Here is a 12,333-nt window from a genome sequence, read left to right on the forward strand (position 1 = left end):
CGACTAGACTATAGAAAGTATACGATGGAGATTACGGACGTATCTGCGACCAAAGTCAACTAGACAGTCACGTAGAACCATCATTCTCAAAATCGAATGATCCCGGCGATTTATCGTCCGCTTACAGGGCGAATGCAGGGGCAAGGGATCGTAGTCGATGACCCGAAGAGCGTGCCTGCGGGACGGGGAGTCGTTCGAAAGAGCTTCAATTCGTTGTGATCACGAGAGAGCGAGGTGCTCTCGGCCGACCTCGACGTTTACGGCGAGGGAAATGTCATCCGTAGCTGTAGCGATGTCACGCAACTACTGACAGTCTGCGTAATGCGAGCGCGCCAGACGTCGCGTGTCCCGTCGGCCGTCTCGATAGCGTCCGTAAGCCGTTCGACGCTGCGGTTGGCATCCGGATCGTTCGGCGTCACTCGCACGCGACCGCGTTCGCCAGTGACGATGAGACTTCGCTCGTCGTTTCGAATCGGGAACGTGGAGACGAGCGTGGACTCGAACGTGTTGTCCGCGTTCGTGAACACCGCGTCGTCGCCGACCGTGACGACGCCGTCGGTTCGGTCGAGCGTTACGGTCCGGCGAAGCGACTCGAGACCAGCGTCCTCAGGGTAGCAGTCCGCGAGATCCACCTCGAACGCGTCGACCGTCGACGAGGAGCGACGGTCGAGTACCGTCGCGGCGAACTCCTCGCCGGACGCCTGTTCGACGCCGTTCACGTACGGGACGGAGTGGCCGAGAGAGCGCGCGGTAAGGTATTCGTAGCGGGCCGGGCCGAAGTAGTCTCGGTCGTACTCGGGACGCCCCGGATCGGTGAGGAGCGACTCGCCGTTCGCGTGAACGACGAACGAGCCACAGTCGTTGTGGTTGTGTGGCTCGCCGTTGTGGCCGGCTTTCGCGGCGACGACGAGCCCGTCCGGGTCGGCCGGGCTCGCCCGCGTGATCCACCACTCACAGCCCTCGAAGTATCGACGGGTCGGTGGGGTGGCACGCGACCACGACGCGGGCACCGTCCGCGTCCAGTGGAGGTCGCGGACGATCTCGGGGAGCGATGCGACGTTCGGGCCTGCGAACGCGTCCGTACGGCGCGCCATCTCCCATCGTCCGCGAGCCGCCAGTCCCGGTTCGTCCAGGCGACGTCCGAGCCACGCGGCCGCGCGCGGTGCGACGACGCTCTCCTCGTCCGAGTCCGAAAACGGAACGAAGTGTCCGGGGCTGAGTTCGACGGCGAGGGGATACGTAGCGAGGCGCTCGAGTTTCAGGGGCGAGCACAGCGAGTACGAGCCGTCGGTCGCGCTCTCGAGGGCGTCCGCGAGCGCGACGTAGTTGCCCACGCCGTAATTCCAGTAGCCGACGCCTTCCGGCGTTCCGCCGTCGGCGCCGAAGCCGTCGAGATAGTAGCCGAGACTGTCGGCGACGCGTGCGACGATGCGCGCCTGTCGGCCGGCGTCGTCGAGGAGGTAGAGCGCGGCGAGCGCGACGCCCGCGCTACAGACCGCGTTCCAGTTGTTCGTCGCCGTCGTCCACCAGAGATCGTCGCGCGCCTCGTAGGGGGTGAAGACGCGACGGTCGACTTCGGAACGGATGCGCTCGCGGAGAGCGGGATGGAGACGGTCGCCGAGAATCGCGTCGACCTCCGCGAGGAGGAGCGCCGCACCGACGGTGAAGAGCGCGACCGTCCGCTCTTCGCTCGGGACGGCGCCGGGGAGCCCCTCTCGAGAGTCGTCCCCGAGGTGTGCGGGCCACGTCCACGTCGCCTGCTCGCAGAGCGCCCACGCGTAGTCCAGAATCGGATCGAAGTCGTCGTCGCGTTCGACGCACGCGGCGACGACGAGCGCGGAGAGGCGACGCCGGCGTTCGCGTGCAGCGGCTTCGTAGCGCTTCCGAGTCCCCGTTCGCTCGTAGTCGAGATACCGGCTGGCCCTGAGTGACGGGATGTCGCCGTCACGAGCCGATTCGGCGTCGTCGAGCAGCGCCTCGACCGGCTCGCGGGTCAGTTCGTCCGTGCGGAGGGCCGTCCACGCCGCTTCGTCTTCGTACGTCGGAAGCGTGAACGCCTTCCCGGGGCCATCGAGGGCGTCTCGGAGGCCGCCGACCGTCCATTCGCACGGCGGGTAGTCGTGGTCGTGCGCCGTCGGCATACGCGATAGGACCGGCGGTATGGCAATAAACCTCGTGGTGATAGTCGCTCCGTCGGCCACGAGTATGGGCGGACCGGCACCGCTGTACGATCGGTCGGGAGACACCGGACTTGCGACCAATCAGTGCCGTTTCACCAAAACCTACGTGTGATCGGCGAGTTGTGTCATCCATGCAACTCGCACTGTCGACGCTTAGCTGCCCCGACTGGGACCTCGAGCGAATACTGTCCGTCGGTCGGGACGCCGGCTACGACGGCGTGGACTTCCGAGGGTACCGGGACGAGATCGACGTCACGCGCCATCCCCTGTTCACCGACCGAGCCGACGAAACGCGGTCGAGACTCGACGACGCCGGGCTGAGTATCAGCGCCCTCAGCTCGAGTATCACTCTCTGTGAACCCGGCGACCGGTCGGACCGCGTGGCGGAGGCGCGCAGACTGCTCGAGGTCGCCGACGCGTTCGACGTCGACCGCATCCGCGTGTTCGGCGGTGGCGACCTCGACGCCCACTCGAGAGCCGAACTCGCCCGTTCCGGGGGCGAAACCATGCGGGAGATCCTCTCGATCGACGGCGCGGAGAACGTCCGGTGGGTTCTCGAGACCCACGACGCCTGGACCGCCTCGGCCGACTGCCGGCGACTCCTCGACGAGCTTCCCGCGGACGACGTCGGCGTCCTGTGGGACGCCGCGCACACCGTCCGCCTCGCCGACGAATCCCCGCGCGAGACCCTCGACGCACTCGGCGATCGGATCGAGTACGTGCACCTGAAAGACGCCGTCTACGACCCGGACCACCACGACGCGACCGCCGACGGCTACGTGTACGCGGTCCCCGGCGAGGGCGAGCTGCCGATGGCCGACGTCGTCGCGGCGCTCCGCGAGCGAGGCTACGATGGCTGGCTCGTCTTCGAACACGAGAAGCGATGGCACCCCTCGATCACCGACCCCGAAGTCGCCCTGCCGGCGTTCGTCGAGTGGTTCCGCGACCAGCGGTGAGCGGACGGATCCCTGCGTTTATAGTATCGGAGGAGTTACGAGAGATATGGAAATTTTCGTCACGTTACCGGACGGGGAACTCCGGGACGACTTCTTTCCGAACGAGGTTCGCCACCGACTCGAGTCACTGGGCACGGTCGCCTGGAACCCGTCGACCGACGATCTCTCCGAGGACGGCCTCCGTGACCGCATCGACGGCGTCGACGTACTGGTCACGGGGTGGGGCAGTCCGCGGGTCACCGCCGACGTCCTCGAGGCGGCCGACGATCTACAACTGATCGCCCACACCGGCGGGAGCGTCGGGACGCTCGTCTCCGAAGCGGTCTACGACGCGGAGATCCGCGTCGTGAGCGCCAACGACGTGATGGCCGACTACACGGCGGAACACACGCTCGGCTCGATCCTCGCGAAACTGCGCGCCGTTCCGGAACTCGACGCGTCGATGAAAGCGGGCGGGTTCAGTGCCGACGACGTCGACATTCGGACCCTCCACGGGAAGGACGTCGGACTCGTCGGGCTGGGAACCATCGGCCGGAAACTGCTCGACCACCTGGCTTCGTTCGACGTGTCCGCCAGTATCTACGATCCCTACGTGGACGCGGCGGAGATCGCGGAGTATCCGTTCGCGACGCTGACGGATCTGGAGACGGCGCTGGACTCGGCGGTCGTCTCCGTCCACGCTGCGCGGACCGAAGAGACGATCGGCATGCTGGACGCGGATCGCCTGGCACGGATCCCCGACGGGGCGCTGTTCGTCAACACTGCACGCGCCGAAATCGTCGAGGAAGCGGCGCTCATGGAGGAACTGCGGTCGGGTCGGCTCTCCGGCGTCTTCGACGTCTACCATCGGGAACCGCTTCCCGCCGATCACGACCTCCGAGAACTCGATAACGTCTTGCTCACCCCTCACGTCGGCGGGTCCCAGATCCGTGGACCGCTAACGGAGACCGTCATCGAGGACATCGAGCGGTTTCAGCGAGACCAACCGCTCGAACACGAAATCTCGAGGCGACAATGGCGGACGATGACTCGATGAGACGGACGTGACGAGCGGGTGCGGGGATCGCAGGTTCGTCTCGAACGGTACCGCTCTCAGCGTCCGCCATCGGCGGAAAAAGATGACAGATGGGAGCAGTCAGCCGGTACCCGGCGCTTCGAACTCGTTTTCGGCGCGCTCCGACGAACGACCGCAGTCGGCCGTCCGGTGACACCGGACACATCACTGCGATCACTGGCCGTTCTCTGACGCGTTCGATTACGTTCGTATGATTGTAAATAAATCCGCGAATGCCGTCAGAATATCGTTCCAACGGCCGAGTCAGAGAGGGAGAAGGGTGCACAACTGGAGTCCACTACTGTCCGGCATCACCGGACGCCCGTGATAAACACTACCAAGACAGGACCACTGGAGCGTGGCGATCCGGAAACGATCGATTTACGCAACGAGCGACCCGCTGTGCCCGTCAGATCATTCGATACACTTCGTCCATCCACTGATCGGTGTCGTCGTCGACGAGGATGCCGTCCATTTCCTCGGCCCAGCGAGCCTGCTCGTCGCTCGTCTCCATCACGTCGCGAATCGCGTCCGGATCGTCGAGTTCCATGAACCCGAAGACGTGGCCGTCCGATTCGAAGACGCTGTAGGTCTCGAGGCCGGCATCGGACTCGAGATACGCCTCCTCGAGCCACGTGGGAACGTCCTCGTGGGCCTCGCGATACGCCTCGCGCTGTCCGTCGGCGATTTCCAGATGGAACGCAATGCGTGCCATACGAGAGGGAAATCGGACGGAAGTCCCATAGCTATTCCCCTGTCTTTCGACCGCGCGAACGGGACTCGAGTCGGTAGCTGCCGACCGGCAGCGCCGGACGCGTCCGTACGCGGTAACATCGATCCGAAGGAAGAGGGGAAAGGCAGTGAACGAAAGTCAAAACGGAATTCGTGACCGTTGTGTGGTGGCTGCAGCGAGGTGCTACCGGAACTGCGGCATGACTTCGTCAGCGAATAGTTCCATGCCGCCGGTGTCGGGGAAGTCGACGAACCAGCACTGGAACTTCGTGACACCGGCGTCGATCCGCCGCTGGATCCCTTCGGCGCACTCCTCGGGCGTGCCCATGACGAAGTAGTCGCGGGCGTCGTCCTCGGTCTCGATGTCGGCCTGATCGACGTACTCCTCCTCGAACTGGATCGGCAACATCAGGTCCAGCAGTTCGTCGAGTGTCTCCTCGTCGCGCGTACAGATGACGTGGCCGTCCCAGGAGTACTCGATCTCGTCGGGATCGCGACCGACCGTCTCGCAGTGGTCCTCGATGACGCCGATCTTGTGCTCGAGCGTCTCCGGCGTCCCCTTGAACACGTCCGTGTTCCAGACGTCAGCGTGTTTCGCGACGAGTTTCAGCGTCACGTCCTCGCCCTGGCCGCCGACGAGAATCGGCGGGTGTGGATCCTGTACCGGTCCGGGCTCGCAGTAGGCGCCGTCGATCTCGTAGTGATCGCCCGCGAAGGAGGCACCGTCGCCGGAATCAGCGGTCCACATCTCCTTCATCAGGCGGATGCTCTCGTCCAAGCGCATCAGCCGCTCGAAGCCATCGCGGTACTCCCAGCCGTAGGCCTCGTACTCGGGTTCGTGCCAGCCCGCCCCGAGCCCGAGCTCGAGGCGGCCGCCGGAGATGACGTCGAGCGTCGCGGCCATCTTCGCGACGAGCGCGGGGTTGCGGTAGTCGTTACAGAGGACGAGCGAGCCGAGGTTGATGTCGTCGGTGAGCCCCGCCAGCGCGGACAGCAGCGTCCAGCACTCGTACTCGGCGTTGTCGCGACCCAGCATGAGGTGGTCCGGCGCCCACGCGGCGTCGAAGTCGAGTTCCTCGGCTTTCAGGACGCTCTCCTTCGTGGTCTCCCAGTCGAGTCGCTCGTAACACGGCGTGTCGCGGTGGGTCGGATCCGTTCCCGACTTCGGTGCGCCCGCGAACACCGGCACGTTGTACTCGAAGGTGACGTCGGTCATCGGTTACTCCACGCTGTAGTGCTCGAGGGCCTCAGGGTTGGTCGCCGAGCTCAGGCCGACGGTCTCGGGAAGCGGGATGGTGCCGCCCTCGGCCTGGGGCGGGTTCGCGTAGATGGCGTCGGCGTAGGTCGACTCCTGCTCGCCCTGGCGCTCCTTGTACCACTCCGGAATGGGGAAGTACTCCGCCATCGGCGCGTTGGTCGAGGCGGCGATGAAGTGCAGCGTCGGGTTCGTTCCGGAGTGGGGGATCACCGGCACGTCGCGGGCGCTGGCCATGGCGTCGATCCGCTGGAGTTCGGTCAGCCCGCCACAGCGGTGGATGTCGGGCTGGAGGATGTCCACGGCCTCGCGCTCGAGGAGTTCCTTGTGGCCCCAGCGGGTGAACTCGTGTTCCCCGCCCGAGATGGGGACGTTCGAGGCCTCGCGGACCTCAGCGTAGCCGTCGATGTCGTCCGGGATGACCGGCTCCTCGACCCACTCCATGTCGTAGCGCTCGAGGCGCTTGAGCATCTTCTTGGCGTAGCGGACGTCCCAGCCCATGTAGGCGTCGCCGGCGATCGCGATCTCGTCGCCGACGGCGTCGCGGACCGTCTCGACGATCTTCTCGTTCTCCTTCATCCCCTTGCGGCCCGCTTCCGGCCCGTAGCGGAACCGCAGTTTCATCGCGTCGAAGCCCTGTTCCGCGTAGTTCTGGGCCTCCCGCTCGAGTTTCTCGTGGTCGACCGGGTGGAGGTTGCTGGCGTAGCAGGGGATCTCGTCCGTGACCGGCCCGCCCAGCAGTTCGTACACCGGTTTCTCCGCTTCCTTGCCGGCGATGTCCCAGAGCGCGAGGTCGACCGCGCTGATGGCCTCGATGGCCGCCCCCTTCCGCCCGAAGGGAATCGTTGCCCGGTACATCATGTCCCAGAGTCGTTCGCGCTCGTGGGGGTCCTCGCCGACGACGAGCTTCGAGAGCGTCTCGTCGACGATCGTCTCGATCGACCCCGTCGCCCAGTTGCCGACGCCGACGCCGGTGATGCCCGCGTCCGTCTCGACTTCCACGACGACGTCGCCCACTGGACCCATCCATTTCCGGCGGGCCTGCGGATTGTCACCGTCGGCGTTGTTGTACTCGTCGAACTTGCTCATCACGGTGACGAGCGGGAATTCGACGAACTCGCCCCAGGAATCGGTACTGACCTTCGTGACGTTGATGTTCGTTATCTCCATGAATTGACGTTCACTTCCGATGGACTCACCCTGACGTGTGTTCATTAGCCACATAAGTGTTTGTGATGGCACGGCGCGCCCTACCCACGAGACGACCGCTCCGTTCCCTCTCGGCGAGGGCTCGAGTTCCCACGGTTGGCGAGTCCGGGAGTCGCCGTCCCGGTCGGCGGTGTGTCCACCTAAAGTTATATATGTGAGAGTCCCCCACGTATTGATAGCTCGACCAGAGCGAGGTAACCCCAGATGAAGGCCATAGTACATACCGGTCCCAGAGCCATCGAGATCCGCGAACGCGAGAAGGCAGTCCCCGACGACGACGAAGTCCTCGTTCGCGTTCACTCGGCGGGTCTGTGCGGCAGCGACGCGCACGCGTACAAGTACGAAGACGGCTACGAGTGGATCCCGATCCCGCGGACCATGGGCCACGAGTACTCCGGCGAGGTCGTCGACGTCGGCGACGACGTCACCGACTTCGCGGTCGGCGACCACGTCGTCGAGGAGCCCATCCACGACTGCGGCTCGTGTTTCCAGTGCAAGAACGGGCAGCCGAACGTCTGCCAGAACTTCGAGATCACGGGCATGCACAACGACGGCGCGTACACCGAGTACACGACGGTCCGTCCGCGCGATCTGCACCAGATCCCGAAGGACGTGCCGCTCGGACACGCGAGCATCACCGAACCGCTCAGCATCGCGACGCGGGCGGTATTCGATCAGTCCGCGGTGACGCCGGGCGACACCGTTCTCGTCGAAGGCCCCGGTCCGATCGGTGTGCTCGTCGCAGCCGTCGCGGACTCGATGGGTGCTAACGTCCTCGTCTCCGGACTCGGCAAGGACACGGCGTATCGACTGCCGCTAGTCGAAGAGCTCGGGATCGAAACGGTCGATGTCGAGACGACCGACCTCTCCGATATCGTCGACGAGCGAACCGACGGCGTCGGCTTCGACGCGGTGTTCGATACGACCGGCCACTCGAGCGGCGTCGAGATGGCTATCGACCACGTCCGGAAGGGCGGACAGGTCGTCGTCGTTGGGCTCCCCGGCTCCCCCAGCGAGGTGTTCATGACGCCGGTCGTCCGCGGCGAGGTCGACGTGAACACGTCCTACGGCTCGACCTGGCGGAACTTCGAACAGGCCATTCGACTCCTCTCGGCCGGCGCGATCGACGCCGACGCGATCATCGATCGCTCCTTCAGCGTCGACGACCCGACCGCCGCGTTCGAGGCGTTCCTCGAGTCGGAGACCTGCAAGCCGGTCTTCTCGTTTGCAGAGAGCTGAGCGCTCGGCTCCTCCGACAGGTGCGCCCGCTCGTCGGTCGCATCGACCGTCATCGGCGGCGTCCAACCAAGGTGGCAGTACCGTCTCTACGTCTACAGCACACGAGTCGAGTCTTTGATATAGATGACTCGCGGACGGTGCGTATGGTTCAGATCACGGATCCCGACGGTACCATCTCGATCGACGTGGACCCGAACGGGACGTTGCGCGTCGACCGATCCGGAGAGACTGTTTTCGAACCGTCTCCCTACGGGCTTCCGACGCCGTACGGCTCGTTTCCCGAGGAATTCGAGCTCGACGACGTGCGAACCCGGACGATCGACGAATCGTACGAGCTCGTTCACGGGAAACGGTCGAGCCCGCGCCACCGAGCGGTCGAGAAGACGCTCTCGTTCGAGGGCGACGGTGGCTCGGTGGACTTTCAGGTCCGCGCCGCGGACGACGGCATCGCATACCGATATCGGTTGCGAGGCGAACGGGACGAGTACCTCCACCCGGGCGACGAGTCCGGCTTTCGATTCCCCACGGGCGCCGTCGCGTGGCTCTCCGACTATCAGGCCAACCACGAGGGACACAGCCGGCAGGTCCCGGTAACCGCCGTCGACGGGGAGTACAATCTCCCCGGCCTCTTTCAGGTTGACGACACCTGGGCGCTCGTGTGCGAGGCCGGCGTCGACGGCGACTGGATGGCCGGCCGACTCGTCGGGGCGCGCGACGACGCGCCGGGCGTCGACATCGGATTTCCCGAGTCCCACCCGACGTCACACGTGTGGACCGACGATCCCGCGACGACGCCGTGGCGTGTCGCGATTATCGGCGACCTCGCGACCGTGGTCGAGTCGACCCTCCCGACCGATCTCGTCGACGGACCGCGGATCGACGGCGACTGGGTCGAACCCGGTCGCGTCGCGTGGTCGTGGTGGTCGAGCGACTCGAGCGTCCGATCGCTCGAGGAGCAGCGGGCGTACGTCGACTACGCCGCGGAGCGAGGGTGGGAGTACGTGTTGGTCGACGCCGGCTGGGACGACGAGTGGCTCCCCGACCTCGTCGCGTACGCGAACGACGTCGGCGTCGACGTCGAACTCTGGTCCCATTTCATCGACCTGAACACCGAGTCCAAGCGCGAAGAGCGCCTCTCGAAGTGGGCCGAGTGGGGGGTCGCCGGCATCAAGGTCGACTTCATGGACAGCGACGACCAGGGGCGGATGCAGTTCTACGACGACCTCGCTCGCGCCGCCGCCGAACACGAACTACTCGTGAACTTCCACGGGTCGGCCGTCCCGACGGGGCTCCGTCGACGCTGGCCCCACGTCATGACGTACGAGGGCGTTCGCGGCGCCGAGTACTACAAGTGGACGACGAACACGCCCGAGCACAACGCGACGCTCCCGTACACCCGCAACGTCGTCGGTCCGATGGACTACACGCCCGTGACGTTCTCCGCCGAGCGACGCTCGACGTCGGCGGGTCACGAACTCGCGCTGTCGGTCGTCTACGAGTCCGGACTCCAGCACTACGCCGACGGGATCGAGACCTACGAGTCGTATCCGATCGCAGAGCGCGTCCTCGAGTCCGTTCCGGCGGCCTGGGACGAGACGAGGTTCCTCCGCGGACGACCCGGGTCGGAGGCCACGTTCGCGCGGCGGACGGACGACGACTGGTTCGTCGGCTCGATCACCGCCGGTCCGGCGGGATCGATCGAGGTGCCGCTCTCGTTTCTCGACGGGGAGACGACGGCCGTCGTCGCGACCGACGCCGACGAGGGCACCGGTCTCGAGGAGTGCGAACGCGCGGTGTCGCCGGACGAATCGCTCCGCGTGTCAGTCGCGGAGAACGGCGGCTTCGTCGTTCGGCTCTGAGGCCGATCGTCGGGTACCGCTCTCCTCGCCGCGAGCGGCCGCCGCTTTCCTCGCAAGGTTTAGTAGCGTTCGACACATCATCGCTCGTGAACGATGGTGCTGGACACGCATACCCACGCCTGGACGCGACCGAACCGGGACCACCCCTGGGTGAACGGCCCGCTCGTCGAGACCGTCGACGAGTTCGACGTCGACGCGGTCTACACCGCGGAGAAACTCCTCGCGGATATGGACGCCGTCGGGGTCGACGAGGCGGTCGTCGTCGGCTACCCGATCTGCGAGTGGACCGACAACCGGTACACGATCGACTGCGTCGAGGATCACGACGGGCTCTCAGGGGTCGTCATGCTCGACCAGTTCGCCGACGACGCGGCCGACCAGCTGCGCGAGTCGATGGCCGTCGACGGCGTGCTCGGCTTCCGCCTCGGTGCGATCTGCCCGTACGACCGCATGTGGGAGACGTTCGATCCCAGCGTGGAGTGGCTTCGCGAGGCGATCGACGAGAGCGACTTCTGGACGGCCGCCCGCGAGACCGACGCGCTGGTCCAGATCCTGGCCCACGTCGACCAGCTCGAGCAGGTGATCGATCTCGTCGAGGCCTATCCCGAGCTCTCCTACGCGCTCGATCACTTCTGTCACGCGGGCCCCGACGTCCCGCCCGAAGCGGCGCTCGGCGCGCTCGAGCCCCTCGCCGGCGACGAGTACGACGTGGCCGTGAAGATCTCCGAGGTCGTCCACCGCTCCGAGGAGGGGTTCCCCTACCGCGATATGCACGACCACGTCCGCTGGTTGCTCGAGACCTTCGGGCGCGAGCGGGTCGTCTGGGGCTCGGACTTTCCGAACGTCAGCGACGAGGCGAGCTACGAGGAGAGTCTGCGGTGGCTCGAGCACGTCGACTGTCTCTCGAAGACCGACCGTGAGTGGCTCACCGGTCGGGCAATGGAAGAGCTGTGTGGGATGTGAGCGCTACTCTTCGACGACGTGGTTCTCGAGCGTTCCGATCCCTTCGACCTCGGCTTCGACCGTGTCACCGGGCGAGAGCAGTTCCGGCGGATCGCGGAAGATGCCGACGCCGCCCGGGGTGCCGGTCGAGATGACGGTGCCGGGCTGCAGCGTCATTCGGTGGCTGAGGAACTCGATGGTGTCGCCGACGTCGAAGATGAACTCGGCCGTCGAGGACTCCTGTTTCACCTCGCCGTTGACCCGGAGCTCGACGTCGACGTCGTTGGCGTCGATCGCGTCGGGCGCGGTCAGCGCCGGGCCCATCGGGGCGAACGTGTCGTAACTCTTGCCGCGGAAGAACTGGCCGTCCTCGAACTGGGCGTCGCGCGCGCTGACGTCGTTGACGACCGTGTAGCCCGCGACGTACTCCTCAGCCTCGTCGGCCGAGACGTCGCAGGCGGTCCGCCCGATGACGACGCCGAGCTCGACCTCGTAGTCGACCTGCTCGACGTCCTCGGGGTGGACGATCGGCGCGTCGGGCCCGGTGACGCTCGAGGGCGACTTCGCGAACAGCATCGGGGTGTCGGGGATCTCCTCATCCTGCTCCTCGGCGTGGTCGTAGTAGTTCAGGCCGACGCAGACGATCTGCTCGACGGACGGAATCGGTACCAGATACGTCTCCGGCTCGTCGATCTCCGGGAGTTCGCCGGTCTCGACGGCGCGACGGACGCGGCGGCGGTAGCCGGGCGTCGCGAGGTCCTCGAGCGACGGTTCTCCGTAGCGGTCCAGCGCGTACGTCCGGTCGTCGACGGTGACGCCCCAGCGGACGCCGCCGTCGGTCGCGAATCGAACGAATTGCATCGTGTCGAAATTCCTGTCCTGGATCTTGAATCTTTCTCTCGGCTGC

General features: G+C 65.8%; 10 protein-coding genes. 5 read left to right on the forward strand and 5 right to left on the reverse strand.

All coding sequences use genetic code 11. The features are described 5' to 3' along the window. Nucleotides 1–257: 257 nt before the first annotated feature. Entirely contained in the window at nt 258–2,141 is a 1,884-nt protein-coding gene (locus WD430_RS19595) for a heparinase II/III family protein (RefSeq protein WP_339106120.1), read from the reverse strand. Nucleotides 2,142–2,311: 170 nt separating this feature from the next. Here WD430_RS19595 and WD430_RS19600 point away from each other — a divergent pair, with 170 nt between their 5' ends. Together WD430_RS19600 and WD430_RS19605 are read left to right on the forward strand one after the other, a co-directional pair. Then, entirely contained in the window at nt 2,312–3,136 is an 825-nt protein-coding gene (locus WD430_RS19600) for a sugar phosphate isomerase/epimerase (protein ID WP_339106121.1), read from the forward strand. Nucleotides 3,137–3,182: 46 nt separating this feature from the next. Next, on the forward strand, nt 3,183–4,172 hold the full coding sequence (locus WD430_RS19605) for a hydroxyacid dehydrogenase (RefSeq protein ID WP_339106122.1): 990 nt from the start codon (nt 3,183–3,185) through the stop codon (nt 4,170–4,172). Nucleotides 4,173–4,599: 427 nt separating this feature from the next. Here the strand turns inward: WD430_RS19605 and WD430_RS19610 are convergent, their stop codons facing one another. The 3 genes from WD430_RS19610 to WD430_RS19620 form a co-directional block, all read right to left on the reverse strand. Further along, nucleotides 4,600–4,905, reverse strand: a complete 306-nt coding sequence (locus tag WD430_RS19610; RefSeq protein WP_339106123.1) for an L-rhamnose mutarotase — start codon at nt 4,903–4,905, stop codon at nt 4,600–4,602. Nucleotides 4,906–5,106: 201 nt separating this feature from the next. Beyond that, on the reverse strand, nt 5,107–6,138 hold the full coding sequence (locus tag WD430_RS19615) for an LLM class flavin-dependent oxidoreductase (RefSeq protein WP_339106124.1): 1,032 nt from the start codon (nt 6,136–6,138) through the stop codon (nt 5,107–5,109). A gap of 3 nt (nt 6,139–6,141) precedes the next feature. Then, entirely contained in the window at nt 6,142–7,347 is a 1,206-nt protein-coding gene (locus WD430_RS19620; RefSeq protein ID WP_339106125.1) for an enolase C-terminal domain-like protein, read from the reverse strand. A gap of 243 nt (nt 7,348–7,590) precedes the next feature. Between WD430_RS19620 and WD430_RS19625 the strand changes: the two genes are divergently transcribed. From WD430_RS19625 to WD430_RS19635, 3 genes are all read left to right on the forward strand, one after another. Further along, complete coding sequence (locus tag WD430_RS19625; protein WP_339106126.1) at nt 7,591–8,625, forward strand: alcohol dehydrogenase catalytic domain-containing protein; 1,035 nt, start codon at nt 7,591–7,593, stop codon at nt 8,623–8,625. Between the two features lie 143 nt (nt 8,626–8,768). After that, complete coding sequence (locus tag WD430_RS19630) at nt 8,769–10,484, forward strand: glycoside hydrolase family 97 catalytic domain-containing protein (RefSeq protein WP_339106127.1); 1,716 nt, start codon at nt 8,769–8,771, stop codon at nt 10,482–10,484. A gap of 96 nt (nt 10,485–10,580) precedes the next feature. Further along, nucleotides 10,581–11,447 carry an amidohydrolase family protein gene (locus WD430_RS19635; protein WP_339106166.1) on the forward strand — a complete coding sequence of 289 codons (867 nt, stop codon included), beginning with the start codon at nt 10,581–10,583 and terminating at the stop codon, nt 11,445–11,447. Between the two features lie 3 nt (nt 11,448–11,450). Here WD430_RS19635 and WD430_RS19640 read toward each other — a convergent pair whose 3' ends face one another. Continuing rightward, the gene (locus tag WD430_RS19640; protein ID WP_339106128.1) at nt 11,451–12,287 is read right to left on the reverse strand and encodes a fumarylacetoacetate hydrolase family protein; all 837 of its coding nucleotides are present in this window, start codon (nt 12,285–12,287) and stop codon (nt 11,451–11,453) included. Between the last annotated feature and the right edge of the window lie 46 nt (nt 12,288–12,333).

Source organism: Haloterrigena sp. KLK7 (assembly GCF_037914945.1).
In the GTDB taxonomy this organism is placed as follows: Archaea; Halobacteriota; Halobacteria; order Halobacteriales; family Natrialbaceae; genus Haloterrigena; species Haloterrigena salinisoli.

What these genes read in the sequence shown, in the direction of transcription:
- WD430_RS19595 (WP_339106120.1), bottom strand. Translation starts at nt 2,141, where the DNA reads ATGCCGACGGCGCACGACCACGACTACCCGCCGTGCGAATGGACGGTC.
- WD430_RS19600 (WP_339106121.1), top strand. Translation starts at nt 2,312, where the DNA reads ATGCAACTCGCACTGTCGACGCTTAGCTGCCCCGACTGGGACCTCGAG.
- WD430_RS19605 (WP_339106122.1), top strand. Translation starts at nt 3,183, where the DNA reads ATGGAAATTTTCGTCACGTTACCGGACGGGGAACTCCGGGACGACTTC.
- WD430_RS19610 (WP_339106123.1), bottom strand. Translation starts at nt 4,905, where the DNA reads ATGGCACGCATTGCGTTCCATCTGGAAATCGCCGACGGACAGCGCGAG.
- WD430_RS19615 (WP_339106124.1), bottom strand. Translation starts at nt 6,138, where the DNA reads ATGACCGACGTCACCTTCGAGTACAACGTGCCGGTGTTCGCGGGCGCA.
- WD430_RS19620 (WP_339106125.1), bottom strand. Translation starts at nt 7,347, where the DNA reads ATGGAGATAACGAACATCAACGTCACGAAGGTCAGTACCGATTCCTGG.
- WD430_RS19625 (WP_339106126.1), top strand. Translation starts at nt 7,591, where the DNA reads ATGAAGGCCATAGTACATACCGGTCCCAGAGCCATCGAGATCCGCGAA.
- WD430_RS19630 (WP_339106127.1), top strand. Translation starts at nt 8,769, where the DNA reads ATGGTTCAGATCACGGATCCCGACGGTACCATCTCGATCGACGTGGAC.
- WD430_RS19640 (WP_339106128.1), bottom strand. Translation starts at nt 12,287, where the DNA reads ATGCAATTCGTTCGATTCGCGACCGACGGCGGCGTCCGCTGGGGCGTC.